General features: G+C 66.0%; 25 protein-coding genes and 1 pseudogene. 11 read left to right on the top strand and 15 right to left on the bottom strand.

Going from position 1 to position 26,498, the window contains the following annotated elements:
- Positions 1 to 38: 38 nt before the first annotated feature.
- Positions 39 to 170, top strand: a pseudogene (locus tag ACFV2O_RS17105) (LysR family transcriptional regulator); the annotation flags it as partial.
- A gap of 118 nt (positions 171 to 288) precedes the next feature.
- Entirely contained in the window at positions 289 to 984 is a 696-nt protein-coding gene (locus ACFV2O_RS17100; protein WP_379252609.1) for a LysR family substrate-binding domain-containing protein, read from the top strand.
- An 849-nt stretch (positions 985 to 1,833) separates the two neighbouring features.
- On the opposite strand, the gene ACFV2O_RS17095 is transcribed toward ACFV2O_RS17100, so the two are convergent.
- On the bottom strand, positions 1,834 to 2,043 hold the full coding sequence (locus ACFV2O_RS17095) for a hypothetical protein (RefSeq protein WP_379252608.1): 210 nt from the start codon (positions 2,041 to 2,043) through the stop codon (positions 1,834 to 1,836).
- A 14-nt stretch (positions 2,044 to 2,057) separates the two neighbouring features.
- Between ACFV2O_RS17095 and ACFV2O_RS17090 the strand changes: the two genes are divergently transcribed.
- The 4 genes from ACFV2O_RS17090 (at position 2,058) to ACFV2O_RS17075 (ending at position 4,798) form a co-directional block, all read left to right on the top strand.
- The gene (locus ACFV2O_RS17090) at positions 2,058 to 2,369 is read left to right on the top strand and encodes a hypothetical protein (protein WP_379252607.1); all 312 of its coding nucleotides are present in this window, start codon (positions 2,058 to 2,060) and stop codon (positions 2,367 to 2,369) included.
- Positions 2,370 to 3,137: 768 nt separating this feature from the next.
- Positions 3,138 to 4,001, top strand: coding sequence for a class I SAM-dependent methyltransferase (locus ACFV2O_RS17085; RefSeq protein ID WP_379252606.1), 864 nt, complete (start codon positions 3,138 to 3,140; stop codon positions 3,999 to 4,001).
- A 72-nt stretch (positions 4,002 to 4,073) separates the two neighbouring features.
- Positions 4,074 to 4,460, top strand: a complete 387-nt coding sequence (locus ACFV2O_RS17080; RefSeq protein WP_379252605.1) for a hypothetical protein — start codon at positions 4,074 to 4,076, stop codon at positions 4,458 to 4,460.
- A 2-nt stretch (positions 4,461 to 4,462) separates the two neighbouring features.
- Positions 4,463 to 4,798, top strand: coding sequence for a helix-turn-helix domain-containing protein (locus ACFV2O_RS17075; protein WP_355076676.1), 336 nt, complete (start codon positions 4,463 to 4,465; stop codon positions 4,796 to 4,798).
- A gap of 14 nt (positions 4,799 to 4,812) precedes the next feature.
- Here the strand turns inward: ACFV2O_RS17075 and ACFV2O_RS17070 are convergent, their stop codons facing one another.
- Entirely contained in the window at positions 4,813 to 5,328 is a 516-nt protein-coding gene (locus tag ACFV2O_RS17070; RefSeq protein WP_379252604.1) for an SRPBCC family protein, read from the bottom strand.
- On the bottom strand, positions 5,325 to 6,110 hold the full coding sequence (locus tag ACFV2O_RS17065) for an SDR family NAD(P)-dependent oxidoreductase (RefSeq protein WP_379252603.1): 786 nt from the start codon (positions 6,108 to 6,110) through the stop codon (positions 5,325 to 5,327). The genes ACFV2O_RS17070 and ACFV2O_RS17065 overlap by 4 nt, the downstream gene beginning before the upstream one ends.
- Before the next feature lie 78 nt (positions 6,111 to 6,188).
- On the opposite strand from ACFV2O_RS17065, the gene ACFV2O_RS17060 reads away from it, so the two are divergent.
- On the top strand, positions 6,189 to 6,764 hold the full coding sequence (locus tag ACFV2O_RS17060; protein WP_379252602.1) for a TetR/AcrR family transcriptional regulator: 576 nt from the start codon (positions 6,189 to 6,191) through the stop codon (positions 6,762 to 6,764).
- A 133-nt stretch (positions 6,765 to 6,897) separates the two neighbouring features.
- Here ACFV2O_RS17060 and ACFV2O_RS17055 read toward each other — a convergent pair whose 3' ends face one another.
- The 4 genes from ACFV2O_RS17055 to ACFV2O_RS17040 all read right to left on the bottom strand — a co-directional run bounded on the left by ACFV2O_RS17055 (position 6,898) and on the right by ACFV2O_RS17040 (position 12,565).
- Positions 6,898 to 8,064, bottom strand: a complete 1,167-nt coding sequence (locus ACFV2O_RS17055) for an MAB_1171c family putative transporter (protein WP_379252601.1) — start codon at positions 8,062 to 8,064, stop codon at positions 6,898 to 6,900.
- 1 nt (position 8,065) lies between these two features.
- Positions 8,066 to 8,578: a hypothetical protein gene (locus ACFV2O_RS17050; RefSeq protein ID WP_355076685.1), complete on the bottom strand. Its 513-nt coding sequence runs from the start codon at positions 8,576 to 8,578 to the stop codon at positions 8,066 to 8,068.
- Positions 8,579 to 8,761: 183 nt separating this feature from the next.
- Positions 8,762 to 12,040, bottom strand: coding sequence for a protein kinase (locus ACFV2O_RS17045; RefSeq protein WP_379252600.1), 3,279 nt, complete (start codon positions 12,038 to 12,040; stop codon positions 8,762 to 8,764).
- Positions 12,041 to 12,157: 117 nt separating this feature from the next.
- Entirely contained in the window at positions 12,158 to 12,565 is a 408-nt protein-coding gene (locus ACFV2O_RS17040; protein ID WP_355076687.1) for an OB-fold domain-containing protein, read from the bottom strand.
- Between the two features lie 323 nt (positions 12,566 to 12,888).
- Between ACFV2O_RS17040 and ACFV2O_RS17035 the strand changes: the two genes are divergently transcribed.
- A complete protein-coding gene (locus ACFV2O_RS17035; protein ID WP_355076689.1) occupies positions 12,889 to 13,452 on the top strand; it encodes an ester cyclase in 564 nt (187 codons plus the stop codon).
- A 20-nt stretch (positions 13,453 to 13,472) separates the two neighbouring features.
- Here ACFV2O_RS17035 and ACFV2O_RS17030 read toward each other — a convergent pair whose 3' ends face one another.
- Positions 13,473 to 13,940 (bottom strand): hypothetical protein, encoded by a 468-nt coding sequence (locus tag ACFV2O_RS17030; protein WP_355076691.1) that lies wholly within the window; start codon positions 13,938 to 13,940, stop codon positions 13,473 to 13,475.
- 59 nt (positions 13,941 to 13,999) lie between these two features.
- On the bottom strand, positions 14,000 to 15,286 hold the full coding sequence (locus tag ACFV2O_RS17025) for a helix-turn-helix domain-containing protein (RefSeq protein WP_379252598.1): 1,287 nt from the start codon (positions 15,284 to 15,286) through the stop codon (positions 14,000 to 14,002).
- Positions 15,287 to 15,474: 188 nt separating this feature from the next.
- On the opposite strand from ACFV2O_RS17025, the gene ACFV2O_RS17020 reads away from it, so the two are divergent.
- Positions 15,475 to 18,297, top strand: a complete 2,823-nt coding sequence (locus ACFV2O_RS17020; protein WP_379252597.1) for an aminotransferase class I/II-fold pyridoxal phosphate-dependent enzyme — start codon at positions 15,475 to 15,477, stop codon at positions 18,295 to 18,297.
- Here ACFV2O_RS17020 and ACFV2O_RS17015 read toward each other — a convergent pair.
- Positions 18,256 to 18,999, bottom strand: a complete 744-nt coding sequence (locus ACFV2O_RS17015; protein ID WP_356965518.1) for a TetR/AcrR family transcriptional regulator — start codon at positions 18,997 to 18,999, stop codon at positions 18,256 to 18,258. The two genes, ACFV2O_RS17020 and ACFV2O_RS17015, sit on opposite strands and share 42 nt — an antisense overlap.
- A 96-nt stretch (positions 19,000 to 19,095) precedes the next feature.
- Between ACFV2O_RS17015 and ACFV2O_RS17010 the strand changes: the two genes are divergently transcribed.
- A complete protein-coding gene (locus ACFV2O_RS17010) occupies positions 19,096 to 19,959 on the top strand; it encodes an NAD(P)H-binding protein (protein WP_379252596.1) in 864 nt (287 codons plus the stop codon).
- Between the two features lie 470 nt (positions 19,960 to 20,429).
- On the top strand, positions 20,430 to 20,732 hold the full coding sequence (locus tag ACFV2O_RS17005; RefSeq protein WP_379252594.1) for a hypothetical protein: 303 nt from the start codon (positions 20,430 to 20,432) through the stop codon (positions 20,730 to 20,732).
- A 314-nt stretch (positions 20,733 to 21,046) separates the two neighbouring features.
- On the opposite strand, the gene ACFV2O_RS17000 is transcribed toward ACFV2O_RS17005, so the two are convergent.
- The 5 genes from ACFV2O_RS17000 to ACFV2O_RS16980 form a co-directional block, all read right to left on the bottom strand.
- On the bottom strand, positions 21,047 to 22,213 hold the full coding sequence (locus ACFV2O_RS17000; protein ID WP_379252593.1) for a cytochrome P450: 1,167 nt from the start codon (positions 22,211 to 22,213) through the stop codon (positions 21,047 to 21,049).
- Positions 22,214 to 22,539: 326 nt separating this feature from the next.
- Entirely contained in the window at positions 22,540 to 23,712 is a 1,173-nt protein-coding gene (locus tag ACFV2O_RS16995; protein WP_379252592.1) for an aminoglycoside phosphotransferase family protein, read from the bottom strand.
- Positions 23,713 to 23,846: 134 nt separating this feature from the next.
- Positions 23,847 to 24,578 (bottom strand): MerR family transcriptional regulator, encoded by a 732-nt coding sequence (locus ACFV2O_RS16990; RefSeq protein ID WP_379252591.1) that lies wholly within the window; start codon positions 24,576 to 24,578, stop codon positions 23,847 to 23,849.
- A gap of 28 nt (positions 24,579 to 24,606) precedes the next feature.
- A complete protein-coding gene (locus tag ACFV2O_RS16985; RefSeq protein ID WP_379252590.1) occupies positions 24,607 to 24,972 on the bottom strand; it encodes a hypothetical protein in 366 nt (121 codons plus the stop codon).
- A 210-nt stretch (positions 24,973 to 25,182) separates the two neighbouring features.
- Positions 25,183 to 26,421, bottom strand: coding sequence for a TMEM143 family protein (locus ACFV2O_RS16980; RefSeq protein WP_379252589.1), 1,239 nt, complete (start codon positions 26,419 to 26,421; stop codon positions 25,183 to 25,185).
- Between the last annotated feature and the right edge of the window lie 77 nt (positions 26,422 to 26,498).

The following is a 26,498-nucleotide window of genomic DNA, read 5'->3' as shown; positions in this document are numbered from 1 at the left end:
TGACGCGTATTGATAAGTAGCGACGATAGGATGGCTGTGTGGACTTCGACCTGCGGACCCTGCGCTATTTCCTCGCCCTCGCCGACGAGCGTCATTTCGGCCGAGCCGCAGCTCGCGTCCACATCGCCCAACCAGCCCTGTCCCAACAGATCAAACAGCTCGAAACCCAACTGGGAATCCAGCTGTTCGACCGCTCGACCCGCCGCGTCGAGATCACCCCCGGCGGGCGAACGCTTCACCGAACACGCCCGAAGGATCGAGGCGGCATGCGCACGCGCCACCGACGACATGGCCGCATTCGCCCGCGGCAGCGCAGGCCGCGTCTCGGTCGGCTTCATCGGCACCGCCACCTACGACGTCCTCCCCCGCCTGACCCGGATGGTCCGCACCGAACTCCCCGACATCGACCTGCGAGTGCGCGGCGAACTGCTGTCCCCGCAACTGCTCGACGGCCTGGCCACCGGCGAATACGACCTAGCACTGGTCCGGCCGCAACCAGGCTCTGAACCGGGATCAGCCCGAGGACTCCACCACCTCCTCGCACGGAGCCCGGACGCGCCGAGCATTGTGCTCGAAACACTGCGCACCGAACACCTTCTCGCTGTCCTCCCCGTCAACCACCCACTCGCCCACACCGATCCGGTCGATCTCGCCGCCCTGGGCGGCGAAACCTTCATCACCCATCCCTCCGGCGACCGGTCCACCATGCACCACCTGGTGCTCGACGCATGCGCCCGCGCCGGATTCCGACCTCCCGTCCTGGAAGTCAGCGAAACCGCCACCCTCGCCGTCTCCGTAGCCGCCGGCCTCGGCGTCGCCCTCGCCCCCGAACCCGTTCGCAGCCTAGGACTGGACGGCGTCACCTACCGACTACTCCGGCAGCCGGAAACGGTCGATCTCATGCTGGCCCATCGAGAATCGGAAAACTCGCCCGGCGTGGCAACTGTCGCGGCGCTGGTCCGAGCCGCAGCGCACGCTACCTAGCAGGCCCACCCGCTACGGCACTGGTTGGACACCGACGTACCCGTGGCAAAGTGGCCTCGGTAGACAGATTGATCTGGTGAGCGGTGCATCGATCAGTCTCGATCGGATAGGCGCGTCGCGGGCCATACGCTCGAATCTCGGGGATCGGCGCTGAGCGCGAAGACCGGGAACCGGTCCTCCCATGGATGGGGCAGGAATCGAACGCGCACGGACCGGCCACGGCAATAGACCATGCCGACGTAGCACCGACTCGTTGCAGAGCCCTCGGCCCGGTCGCCGGCCCACGCCACCACACTCAGGTGGCGAATTCATGTCCGCTCCATCGAGCCAGAGGTCGGCAACAGAGGGTCAGGTAACCGTCAATAGATATTGTATGTGATATACATCACATGCACTCAGCAAATTCGCTGGTTAGGCGACGAAGCCATGGCAGACCTGCGGCTTTCGATAGAAAAGTCCCTACTTGCCCTGTGCATAGTTAACCGTCTGTGCTTAAATTGTGACCAAGCCGACATCAAACGTTGGCCACCCGACACCGCGGACGGCCCCGTGATGACGGGATGGTAGCCGCGCGAATGCGTGACGCTGCCGGAGAGTTGAGCATCCCACAACAGAAGACCGCTCCATCGGCGAGCCTCAGCGGCTCTCTCCAAGGGTCCGTGCAGCCCCTACGCGCTGTCGGAATCCGATCCGTCCGTACAAGAGATCGATGCACAATGCCTGACTGCCGACATCTATCCCAGCGCTGCGGCGCGAATCGCGAACGCATCGACGTCGCCCTCGGCGCCACGGGCATGGTAGCCGTGGCCGCGCCTACCGTATACGCAGCCGACCGAGCATGTAGCTGTGTCAATACGCACGGCGAGGGGCGGCGGCATATTCGAGTACCGGTAGATCAAATCTGATGCGGTGCATCAATTTTACCAAGGTGAGCCAGGAGCCGTGACACGTCACAAACCAGTCACCGCCCACAGCAACGCTCGCGATATACAGATCCGACTTGTGGTGATCCGAGCGCACCATCCAGAAACGCAGGTTCAGAACAACGACAACCGTCACCTAAGGAGCTGACAGTGCACAAGAAGGCCGAACAGGCACTCCATCAGGATTTCCACCGCTGGACCGCGCTGGTCGACCGGGCCGCACACGCGGAAAACGAAGTCGAGCGCGAGAACCCCGCCTTGGCTGCGGCAGAGCTGCAAGAGAAGTGGATCCGCACGGCCCCCGAAGGCTGGCGAACACTGCACAGCCAATGGTGCGACAGAATCGACCCGACGCGACCAGCCGATGCTGGAATACGCTCCACCTCGGGTCAGATCGCCGACTCGAACTGCGCATGCGCATTGTCGAGGCCGCTTCGAACTCGAGCACTCTCGCACCGATGACCCCTCAGGCAGGCTCGTCAGCGAGTCACCGTGCCACGCACGTCACGCGACAGTTCGCCGTACATGGCACGGCCGACGCGCGATAGCGTCGCCGGATCCTGAGCGCGTCGATCCAGCTCGCCTGGACGTTACCGATTCGCATTGTTGTTCGCAGCTACGTGGACCTGGACACAGTGCTCGTAACCGACGACTGATCGGCTCGGGCTCGACAGCGCTACACACAACCGGTTCCGATCCTCTTCGCGCATTTACTGGCGGGAGAACAATGGACGAGCACATCCACACAATAACGAACAGATTCTGCTCACGATGCAGAAGAGCGCTGTTATCGGAAGCGGATCAGCGTCGACGCCTGCACATATACTGTCTCGAGTCGGAGGCACATCCTCCTGCTCGAATGACCCCAGCCGACTGGAGGGCGGTGGCCGGTTGGCTCGATCCGTACCGATCCCAGCTAATGGGAAATATGGGGTCGGAGTAGTCCAGCCGACTGCGATAGCCGATAGCCGATAGCCGATAGCCGATAGCCGATAGCCGATAGCCGATAGCCGATAGCCGATAGCCGACGGTAGCGTTCTGGACCGTGTATCCGACAGCTCCTGACCCTCGGTAGGGATATGCAGTTCGCGCACGCCTGACCCGCTCCTTCTGACCGGCCTGCGTGCGAGTTTCCCGACTGCTCTCTCCTGGGTCGGCATGCCGATCAGATCGGAGTGAGCGTGAGTAATTCATAGAGCGTGCGCCACACTCGTGACTAGGTTGTCGAACATGGATAACGACGGACCCAGCCGTACAGCGCTCATCACCGCGTACGCCCGCGCCTATCACCAGATCGCTGACCGACCACAGATCTTCACCGACCCCCTGGCGGCACGTCTACTCGGCGTCACCACAGAGGACCTGGCCGAAAAGGGGACACCCACCACCGATCACCTCCGTGACGGGGTCAGCGATCGGCCCCGCCGACTGTTCTTCGCCGCCCGCGCGCGCTTCGCCGAGGACGCCGTGGCCGCGGCCATCGCCGCTGGTGTGCGGCAGGTCGTGATCCTCGGCGCCGGTCTGGACACCTTCGCCTACCGCAATCCGCGCCCGGACTTGCGTGTCTTCGAGGTCGACCACCCCGCCACCCAAGCGTGGAAACGCGAACGCCTTACTACCGCCGGAATCGACCGCCCTGAGACGTTGACCTTCGTGCCGGTCGATTTCGAAACCCAGACGCTGGCAGCGGCGTTGGAATCCACCGGATTCGAACGGACGGACCCTGCCGTCTTCGTGTGGCTCGGCGTCGTCTTCTATCTGACTCCCGACGCCGCCCACGCCACTCTCGAATACATCGCTGGTCAGGCCCAGCCGGTCGAGGTGGTCTTCGACTACCTGCAGCCCGCGGACACCGATGAGGAGCGTACGCACCAGCAGGCCCGCGCCGATCGGCTGGCCGGCCTCGGTGAACCCGTGTTCAGCTACTTCACGCCCGACGACCTCGCCGCACAGCTGCGCGCCCTCGGCTTCACCGACCTCGAAGACCACTCCGCCCCCGACCTCATCGCCGGCTACCTCGACGGATCCGAGAATTTCGAGGGCGAACCGCCCCCCGCACTGCGCGCGATCCGCATACTGCGCGCGAGCCGCTGAGTTCATCTGCCGCGGTTGCGGCCGCCGGACCAGCGCCTACCACTCTGTCGCTCATGCCTCTAAAATAGAGGCATGAGCGACAGTGTGGTTCTCTCCTTCTGGCAAGCCGACCGCTCGCGGGACCTCGCGCAGCATCTTGCGGACGACGCGATCTTCAGCAGCCCGGTCGCCGACTATCACGGGCGCGAGGACGCCACACACGTGCTGGGACTGATCTCGACAGTGCTCGGTGGTATCACCGAGACGAACCAATGGAGAGGCGAACGGGACGGGGTTTTCGCGTTCACCGCACAGGTCGAGGATCACCACTTGCAGGGCATGCTGCGCGAGGAACGCGACGCCTCCGATCGGATCACACACGTCACGTTGTTCCTGCGTCCGTTGGGAACCCTGCGCATCGCGATCGCGGAAATGTCCCGGCGGCTGCAGGATTCACCTCTGCCCAGCCAGGCCGGATAGCCATGCCCACCGACGCGCCACGACCCGGACATCCCGTCCGCGGCTCCTCGACCGGCCGCCCGATCATGGCCCTGTTCGACCTGATCGGGCGGCGGTGGACCCTGCGAGTGATCTGGGAACTCGACAGAGCCGCACACCCACCGACCTTCCGCGAACTGCGTACGGCATGCGGCGAAATCTCCTCGAGCGTGCTGACCCGTCGGCTCCATGAACTCACCGCGGCCGGCATCGTCGACCACGTGAACGGCTACTCGCTGACACCGATCGGACAACGACTCATCCACAGCTTGCAACCGATCACCGCATGGGCCCAAGACTGGGACCGCCAACTTCACTAGCCGCCGTGGTCAAACTATTGTCGTTGTCTTCCGCGAGTACTACGTGTGCCAGCGAATCCGGCGAGTCCGGCGGCGAACGAGTCGAACATCGGCTCGAAAAGGCGTCGCATCACCAGTGATTCGACCGGGCGTAGCACCGGTGCCGGGTCGAGGTGTACCTGCCAGACCATGCGGCAGCGGTCGGGGCCGAGCGGCTCGAAGGTGATGTCTTCGATCATTCCGCGCGCCAGCGGGATCGACATGGCATCGGCGGAGAACGTGAAACGGGCGGCGGGCTCCCAGGCCAGGAATCGTTCGCGCACCGTGATCCAGCGCAAGTGAATGTCGCGGATCGTTCCCACGTCATGCGGAGCATTTCCGTACCAGGTGGTGGCCCGGTACCCGTGGGCCCACTCCCCTTGGCCTTCCCCGGTGGCGAGAATGTCGAAGGTTCGCTGCGCCGATGCGTCCACGATACGTTCGCTGAGTAGGTGGCGGCGCATCGAAGAGATATCGCACAGGCTGCTGGGACGCAGGGCGTACATGGTCATTTCGCGGCGACCAACCCGCGGGTGAGGCGAATCGTGGTGCGGCGCGGCAGGTACCGCGGCAGACGCGTGGACACCGCGTTCGTCAGCCCGGATACCACGCTCGGCCGGGGCGTGCGACGGTCCAGTTCGCGCAGAGCCGTCGCCACCACCTGCTCCGATGTCTGCCGTCGGCCGACACTGGCGGCTTCGCCCGCCACCTCGAAGAACTCGGTATCGGTGGCGCCCGGGCACACGGCGAGCGCGGTGACGCCACTACCTTCCAGCTCGCCCCACAACGCCTCGGTGAAGGAGAGCACGAACGCCTTCGTCGCGCCGTAGACGGCCATGAACGGGATCGGTTGGAACGCCGCGGTGGAGGCGATGTTGATCACCGCTCCGCGGCCGCACCGGATCATGTCCGGCAGTGCCGCCCGGGTCAGTTCCGCGACGGCGGTGATGTTGACCGCGATCTCCTCGCGCACTCGCGCGGGGTCGTGGTCGGCGAGCGGGCCGTGGGTCGCGAAACCGGCGTTGTTGACCAGCACGTCGATCGGGTGCTCGTCCGCGCTCAGCAGGGCGGCGAGGCGCTCGACGTCCGCGGGGATCGAAAGGTCCGCGGTGACGACCCGAGCCCGGATACCGAAGGTGTGTTCGAGGTCTGTCGCCAGCTCGCGCAGCCGATGCTCGCGCCTGGCGACCAGGATCAGGTCACACCGTCTTTCCGCCAAGGCCGTGGCGAATGCCGCGCCGATTCCGCTACTCGCACCGGTCACGACCGCCGTCGCGCCATCCCAGTTCTTCATGTCGCCTCCTGAAGGTGAACAGGTGTTCAGCTAGCTATACTTAACATCTGTTCAGTGATCCATGTCAAGGGAGCCTCGATGACCGATACACGCCAACGACGAGCGCGCGGAGAGGGCGAGCGGCTGCGCGCGGAGTTGGTTGCCGCCGCGATCGAGCTGCTGCTGGAACCGCAGTCGTTGCCGGCGCCGTCACTGCGGGCCATCGCCCGGGCCTGCGGTGTCGCGCCCAGCGCGGTCTACATGCACTTCCCGTCTCAAGATGCGCTGAACTATGCCGTGACCGAGGAATTGTTCGGCCGGCTGCGGCATGCGCTCGACGCCGCGGACATGCCCGACGGCACCCGCGTCGACCGGCTTCGTTCGCTGATCGATGCCTACCTGACGTGGGCCGAGAATCATCCCGGCGCCTACCAGTTGCTGTTCGAACGACCCGATCCCTCGATCGAGCCCGGTACCGGGCCGGGACTGGATCTGCTGGATCGTCTGGCCGATCTGTTACCGGCCGCCGAGAAGTCCCCGGACCTCGCGCTGCGCGCGTGGTGCGCCCTGCACGGCGTGGTCTCGCTACGGATCCACAAACCTACGGCCCCTTGGACTTCGGAACCACGTGCCGACGCATGGGCAGTCGTCGCGGCCCTCGCCGGCCTACCGTGACCACCGGTGGCATCCACCCTGCGGCGCCATGACCAGGCGGACGTTCGAGTGGGGACGATTTTCGCGACACCATCACCGTCGTAATGAGGAATTTCGAGCAGTCGACGGCGGCGGATACACCGACGCGCGACGGCTACGGCGATTTTGTCAGGCCGCGGACGTGTGGCCATGCCTTGGCGAGTGCGAGGAGCTGGCGCAGCTCCGCGGTGAGATCCCGTGCCCCCGGTTGGATTTGGTGCCGCGGTGTGAGCCGGCTCGCGCGCGGGGCGTGCCCGGCAGCTTTTGTGGCGATGGCCTCGGCGACGCGACGGGCATAGATGTGTGGGTCGCCGCCGGTGGCGGCCAGATCGTCGGGGCAGTCGCTGTAGCGCTTGAGATGCAGCAGACTGTCGCGGATCTCGACCGTCATGCGGTGCAGACGGATGGCCGGGTCTGTTCGGCCGTCGAGGTCGCGCCGCGTCTCCATGACGATTTCCGGTACGGCTGCGGTGAGATCGGCCCACATCGGCTGCAAGCGGCGGCGATATCGGCTGGTGCGGTCCCATCCGACGTGGGAGACCAAGGCGCTGATCAGCGGCACCGTGACCACGGCGGGAGCGCCCACCGCCGAGAGAAGGAACCCGCACCATGCTTTCCAGTGCATTTCGGGATCGAATGGCGGTTGACCTGTCAGGACACTGACAAGCGAATCGATCGGGTATGCGACCGCGACAATCCCCATGCCCACCGCGGTGCACAGGACCACCGTGTACAGTGCGCGTTCCTGCCAGGGGCTATCGCCCGCGGCGCGCATCTCGCGCACACTTGCCCGGCTGACGAGCACAGCCGTCGCACCGAGCGGCAGGGAAAACGCGATCCAGATCACGACGGCAGGCCAGCCGAGGGCTTGGTCGATCAACTGGTCGGCGCGGCGGGCGGGCGTCCCTGCGATCAGGATGACAACGGTGGCGGTGAGGGTGAGCAGGTAGTAGCGCCGCTGCCTGTGCCACGTGTAGGCGGGGTCTGCGCCTGCCCACAGCCTGGCGATGCCGTAGATATTCGAGACGGCCAGCACGGTTGCTCCCAGCGAGAGCTGCCGGGCGATGTTCACCACGTCGCTGTTGTCGCCGGGCAGCAGCCGGGTCAGTGACTGTTCGAACCACGACTCCCGCAACAGGTGTTCGAGGAGAGCTGCGGCGAGCGCGCGGTTGACGAGCCGGTCGACGACGCTGTCCGGCAACAGCCACCACCGACCGACGAGCGCCAACGCGATACCTGTCAGGACGGGCCAGGTGATCGAACCCGGGATCGGGGAAGTCATCTCACCGATGCCGGTTTCGGAAGAACGTCGAGCGGAACCGGCTCGCTGACCGCTTCGGCAGCATCGCTTCGACGAGCAACAGGTCGGCGAAGGTTTCGGCGGCGCGCTCGCGCTCACTTCCGTAGTCCTGGCGGCGCAGTACGCTGCGGATGGTTTCCAGCGACAGCGAGGGCATCAATTCGCGCAACGGCAGATCGGCCGCGGCACCATCGGTACCGCTCGCGGTTCCTCCGTGGCCGAGCAGCATATGACCGATCTCGTGGGCGATGATGTGATCGGCATGCCATTCTGTGTCGGCTCCGTACATGATCACGTCGTCGCCTGCACGGGCGATCCACAGGCCGCTTCCGGTGCCGCATCCGTTCTCCGAGAGTGCGCCGACATCGATCGGACACAACGTGATCGGCCGTTCCCGGTACTCTGCCACCCGCGCGATGTACTCCGTTACGTCCCATGGGTGGGGGATCGGTACCAGGCGACCCAGCTCCTCGAATCGCGCGGCGAGATCCTCCATTACGCCTTCCCCTTGTCGATCACGTGACCTATGCCGATACCGCGATGAGCGTAGCCGCCGACCGAGCATCGCCACGGACGCGGCTTGTCGCGCAGGCTTTCTCGCACCGATCGACGGATCGGCCGCGTGGTCATCGTCCGGTCGGCCTGACAGAGAAATGCGTAGTCGATCGTGACGGTTCGCTCATGTTCCCGAGGGGTTGCGCGAGGCCGCTATCCACGCCGCGACCTGTGTTCGCGAGGTGAAGCCCAGTTTGGTCAGCACGTGTTCGACATGGCCTTGTGCGGTGCGGGGCGAGATCACCAAGCGAGCGGCGATCTCCCTGTTGGTCAGGCCTTCGGCGACCAGTTCGGCGACTTGCCGCTCGCGTTTGGTCAATTTGCTGCCCAGGGGATTTCGCGCCGAGGGTGGGGCCGGTTCACCCAGGGCGTAGGCGATCGCGGCGTCGAGATCGAGCGCGGCGCCCTCCCGGTGGGCCGCGGCGTAGGCCTGCTCGCTGATGGCTTCTCGAGTTCGGCGCTCGCACTCTTCCTGATAAGCGAGCAGCTCTGGGAATTGGGTCGGCGCGGTACCCACGGACCGGCCGATCTGTTCGGCGGCCGCGAACAAGACGACCACGCGCTCGGCAGCTTCGTGGTCGGCGGCGATCCACGCCAGTGCTTGCAGGCACATGCTGAGGTTCGTGCGGTCGTCCACCTTCCTGCTCACCCGCAGTGCTCGCACGATGAGTCGAGTCGCCCGCACGGAATCTCCTCGACGCCACAACGAAATAGCCAGCGCCCACATCGCGTAGGCCTGATATACCGTCCCGCCGTGTTCTTCGATGAGCGCGAGAGAGCGTTCGAAATATTCGATGGCCCGCGCGCTGTCGTCACCCAGCCCGTGTGTGAGACCGAGAAAGGTCAGCGCGTCGACTCGGAAGAGGAGAGGGCCGCCTCGCTCGGTATACACCTGGAGGGCTTTCTCGAGATACAGGCGGGCGTCGGAAAGGTTTCCGTTGAACAGTGCGAGGAGTCCATCGGCGAAGTCGATGTGTGCGCGGATCAGCGGGTCGGTCGTCCGCTCGGCGAACGCGTGCCCTTCGCGTACCAGATCGGCCACCCCTGAGACGTCGCCCTGTACTGCGGCTATGAGGGAGGTCGCGAATATCGCCGCGGCCTGGTCGACGGTGACTGTGCCGGTGCGGCGGGCCAGCAGACGCTCCAGCCAGCGACGCTCCTCGGCGAGGGAGCCGTGGGAGAACCGGAAGGGCAACAGAGCGTTGGCGATCCGGATTCCGGCTTCGGGGCTGTCGGACACGCAGAATTCCAGCGCTTGCCGCATGTTCGGCTGCTCCCGGCGCAACCGACCGACCCACTCGAAGTCCCGAGGACTGATCAAGTCGGCATTCGCATCGAGCGCCAGCTGTTCGTACCAGTCACGGTGGCGACGGCAGAGTTCGAGGTATTCGCCGGTCCGCTCCCCTTTTTCGCGGCCGTAGTCACGCACCGTGTCCAGCATCCGAAACCGCACCACGCCCGCCGACTCTTCGCGAATGAGGATCGACTTGTCGACGAGGAACGCGATCGTATCCAGAATGTTCTCCGCTGCCAGATCCTCTCCGCAGACGTATTGCGCGGCCTCGAGGTCGAAGCTGCCCGCGAAAACCGACAACTGAGCCCACACTCGTTGTTGCACCGGTGTACACAGGTCGTAGCTCCAGTCGATGCACATGCGCAATGTCTGTTGCCGCGGCGGTGCGCTCCTGCTGCCGCGAGTGAGCAAGGCGAACCGATCGGTCAAGCGTCGCAAAATCTGTTCCGGCGACATCACCCGCAACCAGGCCGTCGCCAGCTCGATCGGCAACGGCAAGCCGTCCAGCTGCCGGCAGATCCGGGCGATGGGGCGTTGATTGTCCTCGGTGAGTTCGAACCCCGGCACGGCCGTGGCGGCCCGGTCGCCGAACAACCTCATCGCGTCATTGCGGGCCGGGTTCCTGGGTAGCCGATCCGGATCGGGGACGGCCAGCGGGTGGATCGGCAGAACCGCTTCCCCTGCGAGGCCGATCGGCTCGCGGCTCGTCGCGAGAATCCGCACTCGCTGACACGCGCGAAGCAGCGACTCCGCGAGTTCCGCCACCGCGGCCACCAGTTGCTCGCAATTGTCCAGCACGAGCAACAGTTCGCGATCGGCGAGGAACTCGGCGAGTACGTCGCGTAACGGCCGCATCGATCGGTCCTGCAAGTTCAGCGCGCCCGCGATGACGCTCGCCAACAGCGATTCGTCACGCAGCTCACCCAGCTCGACGAACACCACACCGTCGGCGAAGTCGCGTTGCGCAGTGGTGGCGACTTGCACCGCGAGCCGCGTCTTGCCCACTCCGCCGATCCCGGTGAGGGTCACCAACCGTGAGGTCGACAACGAGTTCGTCGCTTGCGTCAGCTCGGTTCGTCGATCGATGAAGCTGGTCAGTTCCAGCGGAAGCTTCCCCGAACCCGACGAAGCCTCCGTCGCTCGAAGCTGCCGCGACCCCGTCGAAGGAGACTGCCGGCCTGGTGACTCGGCCTCGGGCTCCCCCGCGAGCGAAGTGTGCAACGCCATTTCATCGACAGGGAAACCATGACGGGTCTGCGCTTCTCGGAGTTGCTCACCCAGTTCCGCGGCGGAAGGTCGGCTGTTCGGGTCACCGGCCATGGCACGTTCGATGATGGCGCCCACGGCCTCGGGAATGCCGTGCTCGCGCAGGTCCGGTACCGGCTCGGAGGTGATCCTGAGGAACTGGGCCACCAACTGCTCGCCGTCGCGGCGTTCGAAGGCCGCGTGGCCGGTGATCGCGGCGAACAAGGTGGCGCCGAGGCCGTAGACGTCGGCGGCCGGGCCGGCCGCCTCGCCGCCGATCACTTCCGGAGCAGTGAAGGCGGGCGTCCCGGTCACGATGCCCGCGCCGGTGACGAACCCGCCTCCGATATGAGCGATGCCGAAATCCACCAGCGTGGGCTCGTCGTAGTCGGTGTAGAGGATATTTCCGGGCTTGACGTCACGATGGAGCACCCCGGCGCGATGCGCCGTCTCGAGAGCCCCGGCCATCTTCACCCCCAGCCGCAGCACTTCCTCGAGTCCCAGCGGCCCGCTGCCGCGGATCCGGGCGTCCAGAGAGCCGTGCGGGTAATACGGCATGACGATGTAGGGGCGACCGTCGTCGGTGACGTCGGCGTGCAGGACATGCACGATATTGGGATGGCCGGTCAACCTGCCCGCGGCCCGCTGCTCGCGTAAGAACCGGGCCCGGTTGTCCTCGTCCAGATCGGCGGTGAGGACCTTGACCGCGACCACTCGGTCGAGCGAAGCCTGCCTGCAGCAATACACAGCGCCGAAACCACCCCGGCCGATCTCGGCGGCGTCGTCGAACCCAGCCGCCGCCAGTTCCGCCGCGACCGAACCGGACGCGTCGCGTTGCGTCGCGAAGGGATCGGCATCGGTCATCGACTACACCGATTCACCCCATCCGAGCCCATTGGCAAACCCACCACTGCACACCTCCCGGTGACGTATCCCCAGGATATCGCCGGGACTTATCCAGCGGGTCGCGCAGTCGGACTGTCAGGGCAAACGGGTGCTGACCGCGAAGACCGGGAACCTGCCTTCCGGGGGATGGGGTTGGAATTGAACGCGCACCGACGGGCCCGCGGACGAGGGGATCTCGCCTTCGAGCGATGTGTAGACCCACGGGCCTTCGTCGAGCTCCACGATGGCGATCGTCAGCGGCACCAACCCGCCCTGCCTGTCGGTCGGGGCCCGATCCACTACCCGCCATGACACGACGGAACCCGCACCCGACGACGGCACACTTTCGAGGTCATCGGATCCGCAGGACGAGCACCCGGACGTTATCGGCGCGAGCAACTTCTCGCACCGCATGCAGCGGTAGATCATCAACATGTCGTCCGCGCGCAGCGCACTGCCACCTCCGACGACGTTCGAAGTGTGCTCGACCTGGTTCGTGTGCATACGGGCCTCCCCGAGGCGGTGCTGGCAAGTTCCGCTCCAGACTGCCCCGCTGAGCCACGTCGAGCGACGGTGAAATTACCCGGGGGTATACCTATTTTTCGCCCGATCGAGGTGCCGGACCGCACACCTCCTTGATTATATCCACGGCGTGGGTATAAAGTTCGTCCTCACTTAACCCACACTGTGGATATCGGAGGCATGCGCTTTCCGTACCCGCGGTTTCCCCCCAGCGAACTCACCGGCACATGGACCAACCCGGGCGCCAGGCCCATGCGCAGTCACGGCCACAGCACTGATGGACCCGGCTTCGAAGGAGTACTCCCATGTCGTCCCGATTCCACCTGCCGCCCGAAGACGTGCTGCGAGCCCGCGAGAAACTGGTTCTCGACCACTTCCGCGACGAAGTCCGCCAGGACTGGGACGCCACCCTGTCGACATTCCCCCACCCGCACTACGAGATCATCGCGCAGATGCTCGTCCACGACGGCGACGGCGAAGTGCGCGGCTACTATCACGACACCCGCGTCGCCTTCCCCGATCAGGACCACGAACTCATCGCGCTCCGGCACAGCCATGACGCCGTCATCGTCGAATTCTGGCTGCTCGGAACACATCTCGGATCACTCGGCAAGATTCCCCCGACCGGCTCCCGGCACCGCACGAGGATGACGGCCTACTTCGTCTTCGACGAGCACGAGAACCTGGTGACCGAACGAATCTACTTCGACCAGCTCACCATTCTCCGACAGCTGGTGGGCGGACTGAACAAACGCGATCCTCGTGACCTGTGGAAGCTCGGCCGAGCCGCCGCCGGAGCCCTCGCCATGGCCGGCTCCGATCCGGACCCGCGCCTGCTGGCCACCACCCCACCCGACCTCGGCGATTGACCGCCGATACGCAGGACCCGTTACGGGCGTTCGGCCGTTCCTCCCCCGTTGTCGCGGGTTTCGATGGCCTTCACGGTCTTGTCCAGGGCCTGTCGCAGGACGCGTTTGCCGACGGTCCCGACCACGACTTCGAGGACGCGTCCCTTGAGGTTCTTGCCCTCGCGCACGATGACGACATCCACATCGGTCTTCCCGTCCGACCGGCGGTTGAAGGTGTAGGTGTGGCCCGAGTGGCCGCCCCATACGTTCGAGTCGGTGGTCGTCATGACGACCCGCTCGGGATTCGACCAGTCGTAGTGCAGGCGTTCCCAGATGCCGTGCGATCCTTCCGTGACGTCGGCCTCACGGCGGCCCTGGTTGTGCACTTCGAGGTATTCGTCGGCGCTGTTGCCGAACACCTGCGAACGGCCCGGCCCGAAATCGGTGAGCGCCGCTACGAACTGCTCCGGTGTCGAGTTCGTCGTCTCCTTGAAGTGGATGGTGGACATTGCCTTCTCCTTTGCTTTGGGGTGATGGGTTTCGAGCCAGGAGGTGGGAACGATCTGCGCTACGCCGGACCTCGGCGCAATGCCGCGCCCCCGTACCACTGGCACACCAGCAACGCCATCTCGACCTCGAGCCGGTCGTCGTCTATCGGCCGACCTCGCCGCGCGATCGCTCGCGTTATCCGGTACTTCACGGAATTGAAGTGCAGGTTCATTTCCGCGGCCGCGGCCTTGTAGCTCGATCCGGTGCGCAGGAAGACCCGCAACGTCTCGCGGAGCCGCTCGTCGTTGTCGTTGTCGGAGGCCAGATCGCCGAGTACCTCGCTCACCCAGTCCCGAGCTTCCGCCATGTCACCACCCAGCAGCGCCGCGGCGGACAGTCCCGGATCGGTCGCGGAGAAGACCGTCGGATCGTCCGTGCCGCGGGCGAGCGCGACCGCGCGCGCGGCCTGAGCGTGCCGATGGGACCGCTGGAAGCCCTCGACGCCGGCGCCGAGCGTGCCGATCGCGAAGCAGGGAGCGTCGGCCCGGTCGCGTGCGAACCTGCGTACGGCGCCGACCGGGTCGGCGGGAACCGACCGGTAGGGCAGCCAGGCCCATGCGCTGACCCGATCGACGGCGGCGAACAGCGGGCGCGCCGACGTGTTCGCCGCTTCGGCCAGTTCCCGCACGAACCGCTGTATCCGGGGCAGCTCGTCACCGTCGGTGCTCAGCTCCGGATACCACAGCACCAGCGCGAGGTGATGCCAGCGCAGCGGGTAGCGGATCGACTCGGTCGCCGCGTCGACGTCGACGGCGCTCGTCTCGGTCAGCACTTCGCGGACCTGGAGTGTGCGAATGCTGTTCTGATTCTCCAACCACTGTTCCCGCTCGCCCTGGTAGGCGGCGACGACCTGCCGGGTGATCGAGTCGATGTAGTTGAACAGCGTCGTAGTGATGGTCTGCAGGGCGTCGACACGCTGCTGCGGCGTGATGTCGGCGGCGCGCACCTCCGCGAACACCAGTTCGCTCATCCGTCGCTGCCCCACCCAGTAGGCGCGAATCAGAGCATTGAGCGAAACCTCGTGCTGAGCAAGCCGTTTGGCGTATTCGATCGCCGCCGTCGGCGCCTGGACGCGCGCGACCGGGATATTGTGGCGCAGCGCCTGCAACAGTGTCTCGACATTCGCGTGCACGCTGGCCCCGAGCAGTTCCCGCGAATGCGTGTCCTCGCGCAGTTCGGCTATTTCTTCCTCGAGTTTGCGCCGGATGGCCGTGCCGATTTCCGTCACCCGCTCGTTCATCCGGGCGGCGATCCCTCCGACGTAGTCGTCGAGTTCGACTTCGCTATCGCGACGAAAAGTCGTCACACGATCATTGTAGGTATCTCGCTTCGACGCCACGGAAATATCGCGGGCGGCCCTCGAACGACAACCGCGTCGAGGGACCTGCCGACGTGCTCTCTTCGCTCGCTAGGAATTCGATCTGCCGCAAGGCACAATTAGGTCTATCGCGTTCGACAGATCACTTCGCCCATCGAGGGGGAGGAACTGACGACATGCACCGAGACGGCGAGCGCCCGAAAGGGCTTTCTGTTTCCGCGCTGGCGGCGGTGGCGAACCCGTCGTACTCGCGAATCGACACCTGGAATCTGCTCGACGACGCGTGCCGTCGGCTCGCCGATGTCAATCGGGCCGGGCTTGACGCCACCCACGAAGCCGCCCGGGTGCGGCGTCTTCTCGATCGACTCGGCACCTATGAGCGGTACTGGCTGTACCCGGGACCGGCGAGATTGGCGGCGTTCCGCGATTATCTCGCCGATCTCGCGACGGCGCGGCTCACCGACGAAGTGTCGCTGGCCGTGCGCCTGCTCTCCGAGTACGGCGACCGTGCGGCTTTGTTCGACACCTCCGCGCCGCTGGAAGATCAGGAACTCGTGGCGCGGGCCAAAGAGCAGCAGTTCTACACCGTCCTGCTCGGCGACGACGCTCCGCCCGACGCTCCCGCGGGCCTGGCGGAGAGCCTGCGGGCACCGCGCGACCCATCGGACGATGTGCAGTTCGACCTGCTCGTCGTGGCGAGCATCGAGGACGCCATCACCGCCGTCGCGTTGAACGGCGAGATTCAGGCGGCGATCATCCGGCACGACCTCCCCCTCCGTTCCAGCGACCGCGCGCCGTTGATGACCACGTTGCTCGGCGCCAACGAAGACGTCAACGTGACCGACCGCAACCACGACTGGGTGGAATGCGGCGAGTGGATCAGGAAGCTGCGACCGCATATCGACCTGTATCTGCTCACCGACGAGTCGATCGCCGCGGAGACCGAGGACGAGACGGACGTCTACGATCGCACGTTCTACCGCCTCAACGACGTCACCGACCTGTACAGCACGGTGCTCGCGGGCGTCCGCAGCCGGTTCGCCACACCGTTCTTCGATGCCTTGCGCGCCTACGCGGCCGCGCCGGTCGGCCAATTCCACGCGCTTCCCGTCGCACGTGGCGCCAGCATCTTCAACTCCAAGTCGCTGCAGGACATGGGCGAGTTCTACGGCCGCAACATCTTCATGGCCGAGACGTCGTCCACCTCCGGCGGGCTGGACTCACTGCTGGATCCACACGGCACGATCAGGGCGGCGATGGACAAAGCCGCCGAGACGTGGTGCGCCGATCAGACGTACTTCGTCACCAATGGCACGTCCACCGCGAACAAGATCGTCGTGCAGGCCCTGACCCGGCCGGGCGACATCGTCCTGATCGACCGCAATTGCCACAAGTCGCACCACTACGGCTTGGTGCTCGCCGGTGCGTACCCGCTGTACCTGGATGCCTACCCGCTCGCGCCGTTCGCGATCTACGGAGCCGTGTCCCTGCACACCATCAAGAAGGCACTGCTGGACCTCGAGGCGGCCGGACAGCTGGACCGGGTGCGGATGCTGCTGCTGACCAACTGCACTTTCGACGGCATCGTCTACAACCCCCAGCGCGTGATGGAGGAGGTTCTGGCGATCAAGCCGGACATCTGCTTCCTGTGGGACGAGGCGTGGTACGCGTTCGCGACCGCCGTGCCGTGGGCGCGACAGCGCACCGCGATGGTTGCCGCCGAGCAACTCCGATCGACGTTGTCCTCGCCCGGGTACGCCGAGGAGTACCGCGAGTGGCGTGCGTCGATGCGGGGAGTCGACCGTGCCGAGTGGAGCGAGCGCCGGTTGCTTCCCGACCCCGAGCGTGCGCGGGTGCGCGTGTACGCGACGCATTCCACCCACAAATCGCTGTCCGCGCTTCGGCAGGCGTCGATGATCCATGTCCGCGACCAGGATTTCAAAGCTCTCGTCCGCGAGACGTTCGCCGAGGCGTTCCTGACCCACACCTCGACCTCGCCGAACCAGCAACTCCTGGCGTCGTTGGACTTGGCGCGCAGGCAGGTCGACATCGAGGGCTTCCAGCTGGTCCGCAACGTCTACGACATGGCGCTCGTGTTCCGCCACCGCGTCCGTAAGGACCGGCTGATCGGGAAGTGGTTCCGCATCCTCGACGAGGACGACCTGGTGCCCGACGAGTTCCGCCCCTCCGAAGTCATCTCCTACCGGCAGGTCAGACAGGGTGGCCTGGCGGAGTGGAACGAGGCGTGGCGGTCCGATCAGTTCGTGCTCGACCCGACCCGGGTCACCCTGTTCATCGGCAAGACCGGCATGAACGGGTACGACTTCCGCGAGAAGGTCCTGATGGACCGGTTCGGCATCCAGATCAACAAGACCTCGATCAACAGTGTGCTGTTGATCTTCACGATCGGCGTCACCTGGTCGAGCGTGCACTACCTGCTCGACGTGCTGCGCCGGGTCGCCACCGACTTCGAGCGAAGCCGGAGCGCGGGTGGCAGGGCCGATCGCGCACTGCAACAGCGCCGGGTCGAGGAGATCACCAAGGATCTGCCCGCACTGCCCGATTTCAGCGAGTTCGACAGCGCTTTCCGTCCCGACGGCGCCAGCCCGTTCGGCGATATGCGTTCGGCCTTCTACGCCGGGTATGCGGAGTCCGACCGCGAGCACGTCCTGCTGGGCGATGCCGGGCGACGGCTCGCCAAGGGGAAGCCCCTGGTATCGGCCACCTTCGTGGTGCCCTACCCGCCCGGCTTCCCGATACTGGTTCCAGGGCAGGTGGTCTCGACGGAGATCCTTTATTTCCTCGCCGACCTCGACGTCAAAGAAATTCACGGATACAACCCCGACCTCGGGTTGTCGGTCTTCACCGAAACCGCGCTCGCGCGGCTGGCCGCGGCTCGGCACCCGATTGTCACGGCATCCGACGGTGTCGGCGCCGGGAAGATCGAGGGTCGGCGATCAGCCGTCGGCGGCAAGGCGGTTCAGCCACTCCCGCAGTAGATCTTGCTCCGCGCTGCTGAGGGTCGTCTGCTCGGGCAGTGCGGCGCGCAAGGCGCGGGCGGCGCCTGCCGGGCCCGCGTCTCGCACCGCCGGTTGTTGGTTGGTGACGGCGGCGACCATCGACTCCCGCAGGGTGGTCAACAAGGCCGGGTTACGCCGCTCCTCGCGCAGCGAGAGCCAGGTGAGCACTGCGCCGCGCGCCGTGGCATGGATGATCTGGGCCGCGAGTTCCTCGTCGACGCGCAGCCAGCCGCCTGCGGCGAGGCGGCGGATTCGGCCCATCAGGATCTCCATGCCAGCCTTGAAGGCAGCCGAGGTGGTACCGACGGGTTCGGTGTACATCAACGTGTACAGCGCGGGGTTGGCCAAACCGAATTCGACCGCGACGTCCCAGCCGGCTCTGAGGTCCTCGATGGGGTCCGGCGGATCGGGGTCGACGTGCTTGGTGGCGAGGAACGCGGCGAAGCCGTGCTCGGCCACCGCGTCGAGCAGGCCGTCCTTGTCGCCGAACAGCCGGTAGATGGCCGGCGGCTGCAAGCCCGCCGCATCAGCGACCGCGCGCGTGGTGACCGCGTCGCGACCCCCACGCGTCAGCAGGTCGATGGCGGCCTCGATGACCCGCTGCCGAGTCTGCTCACGGCCCGTGGCCGTGCCGGACTCGACGGTAGTTGCGTCATCGGTGCCGCGTGCGCGCGATGTCATATATCAACGATACCGCTTCTCTGGTTCCATTGTTAGTATCAGTGATACCGTTCAATTGTTTCCATTGGAACCATCGCCGCAAGACAGGAGCGCATCATGATCATCGTGACCGGAGCCACCGGACAGCTGGGACGTCAGATCGTCGAGAGACTGCTGACGCGCGTGCCGGCGGACCGAGTCGGCGTCAGCGTCCGCGACCCGCGAAAAGCGCGGGCTTTCGCTGAGCGAGGGGTACGGGTACGCGAGGGAAGCTTCACCGACGCCGCCGGCCTCGCCAACGCCTTCGAGGGCGCCTCTCAGGTACTCATCGTCTCCGTCGACAAAATGGGCGAAGAGTGCGTCGAACAACACCGCACCGCGATCGAAGCGGCAGTCGCCGCGGGCGCCCGGCGCATCCTCTACACCAGCCAGATGGGAGCCAGTGCCTCGTCGCACTTTCAGGCGTGCCGTGATCACGCCGCCACCGAGGACGCACTACGCGCCTCCGGTGTACCGTTCACGTCGCTGCGCAATGGCTTCTACGCCACCAGCGCGGCGCACTTCCTCGGCCACGCAGTGGAATCCGGCCAGCTCGAACTCCCCGCGGACGGGCCGTTCAGCTGGACCGCGCACGCCGACCTCGCCGAAGCCGCCGCCGCCATCCTGGCCGACGAAGGCCGCTTCGACGGCCCCACGCCGCCGCTCACCGGAGGGCAAGCGCTCACCTTCGACGACATCGCCGGTATCGCCACCCAGATCACGGGCCGCGCCGTGACGAGGACCACGACACCCGACGACAAGTTCCGGGATCAGCTGGTGGGCCAAGGCGTTCCCGCGCAGCGGGCGGATCAGTTGCTGGGCATCTTCGCCGCCAGCCGAGTCGGCGAGTTCGCCACTGTCGACCCGACACTGGCCACCCTGCTCGGTCGCGAACCCGTCACCTTGAGTACGGTGCTGCGCGATCAGCTCTCCCACGTTTGATGGTGTGTCGGCAGAGCGAGCCCGCAGCGATCAAAGCTGTTGCGGGCCATTGTGTTCACACGCTGAGTGACCGGCATTCGCTTCGATCCGGAGATCAGCGCGCGGTCGGCAGGATGATCGCCTTGTAGTCGGTCCACTCCGCTCGCCCGGCCAATGCGGCGGAGTCGGCGGTCGCCGCCGATTGGCAGGCTGCTGTATCCCGATACGCCATCCTCGGCGGTCCCGATTCCGCGGCCGCAGACGATGTCGCCGCCCGTGCTGATCGAGAACGCGATGCCGGGGACGACTCGCAAAGGTGTCCGCGTGGACGACCGGAACCCGACACCTTGGTGGGATCGAACCACGAGAAGGGTGCGCTGCCACGCACCCTGGGTGTCCTTTCGGCCCGGACCAGCGTCGATGAGTCTGGACAGCGTCATAAATGACGACAGCGGGACCGCCCCGCCACACCGACACGAAGGAGCACCTATATGACCATCGACCAGCGCTCGACCCACCGCACCCGCCGCTTCGCCCGCGCCATGGCGATCGCCGCAGCACCCGCCCTGCTGGGCATGGGGCTGCTGACGGCCGGCGTGGCCCAGGCCGGCCAGGACCCCAACCTACCGACCTGCTCCTGGCCCAACCTGGCATGCGGGCCGCAAACCAACCTGACTCCCGGCGGCCAGACCAACCTCACCCCCGGCAACGCGGCCAGCGCCACCAGCATCCCCGCCGACCGCACTCCGGGCGGGCCCCACCGGCCGCCTCACGTCCGGCCGATCGCGGGGTAGCGCCAGTTGATGATCACGGTGCGTACGTGCGACCCCGCCGCACTCGAGCGGGGTCGCGGCGAAGTCCGGTGACCGTACGGCGACAACGATCTTTCCGAGCGCGGCCAGTGGTCGGAGGGAAGTCCCGGCATCGCGCGACCCGCACGTTCGTAGACCGGGCGGATAGCAGACCCGATCCGGGCCCGCACGCCAGCAGAAGCAGTTCCGCCCGATCGAGAGCGGTCAGCACCTCACGCCGCCAACTGTCGTCGGGTGGGTAGCGGCGCGCACCTGTCGTATGACGGCCGCAGGCCGCAAGCCTCGACAGCGTTGCGTCAGATGTTCAGCGGAGAGGTCGGGGGGAAGGTGACCGGCAATTCGGTCAGGGCGCGGTGGAAGGGGCCCGGTCGCCAGTCGGGGGTTCGGTTCGGCAGGTTCAGTTCGATCTCCGGCAGTGCGTCGAGGAGTTGGTCGATGGCCTCTTGCGCGATCAGGTAGGCCAGCGGACGCGCGGGGCAGGCGTGCGGGCCGAGGCCCCAGGCCAGGTGGGAGCGGTTGCCGGTCAAGTCGCCGGTGCGGATCGCGGGGTCGTTGTTGCACGCGGCCATGCTGATGACGACGGGCTGATGCGCGGGCAACCAGACGTCGTCGATGAGGATCGGGTGACGGGGATAGGTGATCAGCAGGTTCGCCAGTGGCGGGTCGTTGAACAAGACCTCGTCGATGGCATCGCGGGACGACAGGTTTCCGCCGAGGATGCTGTCGCCGAAGCGCTCGTCGGTGAGGATCAGCAGCAGGGTGTTGGTGATCAGGTTCAGCTGGAATTCGATGCCGCTGCCGTACACCTGGGACACGTGGTGCGACGCCTCGACGTCGTCGAGCCGGGCGGGATGCCGCAGCAGTACCGAGGTGATGTCGCGCTGGGGTTCGGCGCGTTTGAGTGTCACGAGGCTCATCAGCGCCTCGCCGAGCATCTGATTGCCCTTCTCGGCGTCGACACCCTCGAGGAGGGCGGCCGTACCGGCGGCGACCTGCGCCCCGATCTCCGGCGGGCAGCCGAGCAGATAGTTCACCGCTTGGAAGACGAGCGGGAACACGTACTGGCGGATCAGCTCGGCGGACCCGTCTTCGCAGAACGAGTTGATCAGCGGGGTGGCCAGTCCTTCCACGACGGAATGGAGGGCATACAGGTCGACCTCGTCGATGCTGGCGGTGATCGCCCCACGGTAGCGGGTGAAATCGGTCCCGGCGCTGCGACTGGCCATGGGCCGCCACTCCAGCAGGGGAAGAATGGGGCAATCCGCGGGGATGTTCTTCTGCCAGGCGCGCGGGTCGGCCGGGAAATGGTCGGGATCGTTGAGGATCCGCACCGCGGTGCCGTAGCCGATCACCAAGGTGGCCGGGACGCCGGGGGCCAACTCCACCGGCGCCAAAGACCCGTAGCGCCTGCGCATCTCGCGGTACACACGGTGCGGATCGGCCGCGAACTCGGGCGAGTACATGGGCACTCGCTGTTCGTCGGATTCGATCGGCGAGCCGTGGAGGACCGGGCACGACCCAGCCGGAGCATGAGATTGCGGCGTACTCAAAGAGCGAACTCCAAACATTGGTGTTGCACAACGTGACTGCTGAACTACCGCTCCCTGCCTGGACACTGCACTGGAGCGAACTCACGGCGACTGTGCCGGAACCAAGCGATGGTATAGCGCGCGTGGACCGTGACCCTCACCGCGGACGAGAACAAGCTTCGCAGAATGCCCGCCGATCCGCTGCGCGGCCGGAATCGACCCGGCCGCGACAACACGGAAGCGGTGGACGAACTCGGGGCTCAGACGCCGAGAGCGTCCAGTGAGTCGTGGTCGTCGATGGCCGTGGTGATTCGCTTCAACAGCGTCAGACAAGTCTCCACCGGCTGCATCTTGGGTTGATACGCCGCCCTGCCGATCGTGAACGCCCACGCCGCGTACGCGAACATGGACTGTTGCCGGTACGCCAGCCACGCGTCCTCGAACGACGGCGCTTGGCCGCCGAGGGCTCCGAGTTCGTCCAGGTAGGCCGCCAGCAGTTCGCGGTCCCAAGCGCGCCGGTCCTCGGGCTCGCATCCCGAATTCACGGTATAGGCGAAGTCGTGTGCCCAGCCTCCCCGCATCACCACCTGCCAGTCGACGAATCCCATTCGCCCGGCGGCGGTTCGATATGTCTGCCCGATGTGCGGGTCACCGTGCAACAGAGTCTGCGGAAGCTCGTTCGTCGCGTTGTCGATCGCACGCTCGACACCGGCCCACAGCCGGTCGGCCTGGTCGTGCAGGGCCTCCGGAACCACCGCCGCGGCGCGGCGCAGGCCGACCTCGCAACGCTTCTTCATGTCGATGGCGGCGAGGTATGCCCGCAGCGCCTCGGTGGTGGTCTTGAGGTCCGCGATCGACGGGTGATTCCAGAAGGTGCGGTGGAGTCGAGCCAGATTGCGCACCAGGTCTTCGATCTGGTCCCGGGCGACCGGGGCGTTCGGCTCGACGAACTGCGCACCACGGGTCGAGGCGATGTCCTCCATCAAGGCGATCGATCGCCAGGACGCGGAATCCGCGGCACCCCAATAGCCGATCGGCGCCTCGATGTCGACCTGGGGGCGGAAGTCACGGAAGAAGCGGGTTTCGCCGTCGATCATCTTCCCGCCACCGAGCAGGATGCGTTGCGAGAAGGCCGTCGTCGTCTTCGCGAAGAGGTCGGTCGGCAAGCCCGCCTGCCGTCCCGCGTCGTTGTAGTCGACGCGAATCGCGACGCGGGTTGATGTTCCGCGGCTGCCGTTCGCGGTTTCGAACGAGAGCACCTCGGCCCCGGGAACATCGCGGCACAGCACGGCCGTCAGCCACTGTGGGGTCAGCGTCTCACCCGACACCGGGACGTCCTCGACGTCGCGCGCCTTCGGCCGGAACACTTTCTCGCCGATGATGTGAGCACCGACCGTGACGGACCGTCCGAGCAACCAGAGCTTGTGGTTCATACGCTTGCCTCGATTCCGGAGTACGACATGACCGCCCGAGCAGCCGGATCGCCGGCGCACGGGTCCGCAGGACAGTAACGCACTCTCGAAACAGCTGTACCGCAATGCGATTGCCGAGCCGATGCGGGCGGTTGCTACTCGGTGGTCGCCTTCTGCGCGATCTTCGTCAGCCGTTCCCAGGCGGGCGAGGTGACTCCGACGGATTCGTTCACCAGGCGGACCAGTTTCGGATCCAGCGCCGGGGTGGTCCGGCCGGCTCCGGTGCGTCTGCCGATGATCCACCGGCGGGTGCGGTCGGCGAGGTCCACCAGCCGCGGGTCGTCGGGGGACCAGTCGAATGCCGCGTCGTAGTCGAGGTAGATGGCCCGGAATCGCGGATCGTCGATGGCGTCGAGCTTGTCGGCGACCCAGTCCGACGCCTGTTCCGGAGCGACCGATTGCAGCAGAATCCAGATGTCGCGCTCCATCCGGACCGCCCGGTCGCTCACCCCGAGTGCGCGCAGGCGCGCGAGGTATTCGGCGACATCGGCGGACACGAACAGTCGATCGCCTGACCCCAGTTCGGCGATCTGCTCGCGGGTGCGGCGGATCTCCTCGGCGCGTTCGGCGAGCATGCGGTCGATCTCGGCGATCGCCGCCGCGAACTCGTCGGAATTCGCGGTCAGCAATTCCTTGATCCGCGCCAGGGGCACGCCGGATCGCGCCAATGTCTTGATCTTGACCAGATCGATGGCGTCCTCGGCGCTGTAGCGGCGATAGCCGGAGGAGTCGCGCGGCGGCTCGGGCAGCAGGGCGCGTTCGTGGTAGACGCGCACGGCCTTGATCGTCACGCCCGCATACCGCGCGAGCTGCCCGATCGTGATCATGCTTGTCTCCCTTCGGTGCCCGCCGCCGTCATCGCACCCGGGCGAACAAGCGACCGGCGAGATCGATTCCGGTCACGGCGGCGGAATCGTCACGGGTGAAGAACCCGCGTTGTCCTTGCAGACCGCCTTCGGTGACGATGTACTCGTCCGCGTCGCCGGCCAGCAGGCCGAGGGTAGCCGGTGGCAGGTCGGGCGGCAGATCGGTCACCGCGGCGGCACGAATCTCGGGTTTGATGGCGCATTCGATCGTCACCCTTGCCCCGTCGGTGTCGAGGGTCAGCCGCATCATCTCGTTCTCGGACTCGGACGCGAGCAACGCGAATCCGTCCACCGGGAGCACGGCCGACACGGTGAGCATGAGCATGGTCCTGCGCGAGAGTCCGTCGTGGCCCATCGCAACCCCTGACGTAGGTTTCGTCGATGCGTCGACGGGCTCGACGTTATCGAGACAACCGTGCCACCCCGTGAACAGTGGTTGAGCTGTGCCGGTCGGTTGGCCGCCGGTTTCCTGAATATGCCTGTGTTCGCGTCAGCCGCAGTTCGCTGAGCATTCGAACAAGCTCGCCGACCTCGACGCCGACACCGTCGGCCTGGTTGCACAGGCTCACGCCTTCGTCAGCCGGTTGGCGGACATGGAAAAAAGGTTGTCCCAGTGATGATCGAGACGCTGTTTCGCCTCGGTCGGCGGCACGGCGCTCAGCGTGCCGTGCTCGTCCTCGACGAGTAGTTCCCACCTCCGGAGTCTGCGCAGTCCGTCGCGGATCTGGAAATCGAAGGTTGTGCCCCATTGCCGCCGGAACCAGTCCTCCACGCGCCGATCGAGTTCGGTGGCGGTGAGCGGCCGGTCGGCGGTGCGCAGGAAGTGGTATGCCAGCACGGCTTCCTTCACCTCCGAATCCTCGGCGGCACCGAGCAGATGGTGGAACACTCCCGCATCATTGTCGAGGTTGCGGAAATAGAGATGCTCCGACAGCGTCTTCATCAACTTGATCTTGCGGTTCTTGAACTTCGCGAACTGACGCACCAGATAACCGCCGAAGGCAGCCAACCCGGCGCCGAGGGTCACCAGCGTGGCTTGATCCAGCCGCACGGATTCCTCGCGCAACCCCACCCAGAACGCCAGCAGCAAGAGCAGCGGCCCCAGCGAAGCGACCAGCTTGGTGGCGACCACGACGATCCCCGAGACCACCGCGGGCACACCGATCAGCAGTTTGTCCAGTGGCCGCATCCGCACGCGAACGCTGGGATACAGCATCTCGAGGTCGCTTCTCGGGACGTTCTGGAACAACTTCACCAGCACACCGCCGTTGGGCCGATCCGCGACCGCCTCCGCGCGCTCGGTGAACGCGACGTACACCAGAACCTTGCCGTAGCTGATGAATTCGATGCTGCGCCGCCGTAGACCGAACAGCCACCGCACCTGCTCGGTGCGCCGCGCGACCCCGCGGCGGAAGAACATCGCCGTTTCGATGTCGTCAGCGTCGACTTCCAACCGCACCTTCACCAGCGAGTGCTCGGCGAACGCGCGATCGATCTCAGCGGCATCGATGCGGGTGAAATCCGCCGACTCGGCCAGCGCGACCAGCTCGCTCTCCACCCGCGCCCGCGCGGCGGCCCGGTGCTCGGGGGTGGCAATGCGGATCGCCCGTTCGTCCTCCGCTGGATCGACCACCTGATAGGCATCGAGCAAAGCCTCACCGCGCACATGGAACTCGTTGTGCACCAACGCCGCCAGCAGACGCGCGAACTCTGTGAACGACTCGCGCTCCGCTTCGGGGAGTTCGTCGGCACACAGCGATATCACCGCGCTCTTACGGAACGGCAGGAAGTGTTCGGCGTCCATCGGCAACTCCTCTCGGCGGACCCGCCCGTCGGTCACAACCCTATGGGGAGGCCGCAATCCACCGCACAGCCGACGGG

The sequence above is a fragment of the Nocardia sp. NPDC059691 genome (genome assembly GCF_042733915.1).
Classification (GTDB): domain Bacteria; phylum Actinomycetota; class Actinomycetes; order Mycobacteriales; family Mycobacteriaceae; genus Nocardia; species Nocardia sichangensis.
The sequence above is the reverse complement of the archived record's forward strand: the minus strand, read 5'-3'. Positions and strand labels throughout refer to the sequence as shown.

Coding starts and splice junctions, on each gene's coding strand:
- ACFV2O_RS17100 (WP_379252609.1), top strand. CDS start 289: ATGGCCGCATTCGCCCGCGGCAGCGCAGGCCGCGTCTCGGTCGGCTTC.
- ACFV2O_RS17085 (WP_379252606.1), top strand. CDS start 3,138: ATGGATAACGACGGACCCAGCCGTACAGCGCTCATCACCGCGTACGCC.
- ACFV2O_RS17080 (WP_379252605.1), top strand. CDS start 4,074: ATGAGCGACAGTGTGGTTCTCTCCTTCTGGCAAGCCGACCGCTCGCGG.
- ACFV2O_RS17075 (WP_355076676.1), top strand. CDS start 4,463: ATGCCCACCGACGCGCCACGACCCGGACATCCCGTCCGCGGCTCCTCG.
- ACFV2O_RS17070 (WP_379252604.1), bottom strand. CDS start 5,328: ATGACCATGTACGCCCTGCGTCCCAGCAGCCTGTGCGATATCTCTTCG.
- ACFV2O_RS17065 (WP_379252603.1), bottom strand. CDS start 6,110: ATGAAGAACTGGGATGGCGCGACGGCGGTCGTGACCGGTGCGAGTAGC.
- ACFV2O_RS17060 (WP_379252602.1), top strand. CDS start 6,189: ATGACCGATACACGCCAACGACGAGCGCGCGGAGAGGGCGAGCGGCTG.
- ACFV2O_RS17055 (WP_379252601.1), bottom strand. CDS start 8,064: ATGACTTCCCCGATCCCGGGTTCGATCACCTGGCCCGTCCTGACAGGT.
- ACFV2O_RS17050 (WP_355076685.1), bottom strand. CDS start 8,578: ATGGAGGATCTCGCCGCGCGATTCGAGGAGCTGGGTCGCCTGGTACCG.
- ACFV2O_RS17045 (WP_379252600.1), bottom strand. CDS start 12,040: ATGACCGATGCCGATCCCTTCGCGACGCAACGCGACGCGTCCGGTTCG.
- ACFV2O_RS17040 (WP_355076687.1), bottom strand. CDS start 12,565: ATGCACACGAACCAGGTCGAGCACACTTCGAACGTCGTCGGAGGTGGC.
- ACFV2O_RS17035 (WP_355076689.1), top strand. CDS start 12,889: ATGTCGTCCCGATTCCACCTGCCGCCCGAAGACGTGCTGCGAGCCCGC.
- ACFV2O_RS17030 (WP_355076691.1), bottom strand. CDS start 13,940: ATGTCCACCATCCACTTCAAGGAGACGACGAACTCGACACCGGAGCAG.
- ACFV2O_RS17020 (WP_379252597.1), top strand. CDS start 15,475: ATGCACCGAGACGGCGAGCGCCCGAAAGGGCTTTCTGTTTCCGCGCTG.
- ACFV2O_RS17015 (WP_356965518.1), bottom strand. CDS start 18,999: ATGACATCGCGCGCACGCGGCACCGATGACGCAACTACCGTCGAGTCC.
- ACFV2O_RS17010 (WP_379252596.1), top strand. CDS start 19,096: ATGATCATCGTGACCGGAGCCACCGGACAGCTGGGACGTCAGATCGTC.
- ACFV2O_RS17005 (WP_379252594.1), top strand. CDS start 20,430: ATGACCATCGACCAGCGCTCGACCCACCGCACCCGCCGCTTCGCCCGC.
- ACFV2O_RS17000 (WP_379252593.1), bottom strand. CDS start 22,213: ATGTACTCGCCCGAGTTCGCGGCCGATCCGCACCGTGTGTACCGCGAG.
- ACFV2O_RS16995 (WP_379252592.1), bottom strand. CDS start 23,712: ATGAACCACAAGCTCTGGTTGCTCGGACGGTCCGTCACGGTCGGTGCT.
- ACFV2O_RS16990 (WP_379252591.1), bottom strand. CDS start 24,578: ATGATCACGATCGGGCAGCTCGCGCGGTATGCGGGCGTGACGATCAAG.
- ACFV2O_RS16985 (WP_379252590.1), bottom strand. CDS start 24,972: ATGGGCCACGACGGACTCTCGCGCAGGACCATGCTCATGCTCACCGTG.
- ACFV2O_RS16980 (WP_379252589.1), bottom strand. CDS start 26,421: ATGGACGCCGAACACTTCCTGCCGTTCCGTAAGAGCGCGGTGATATCG.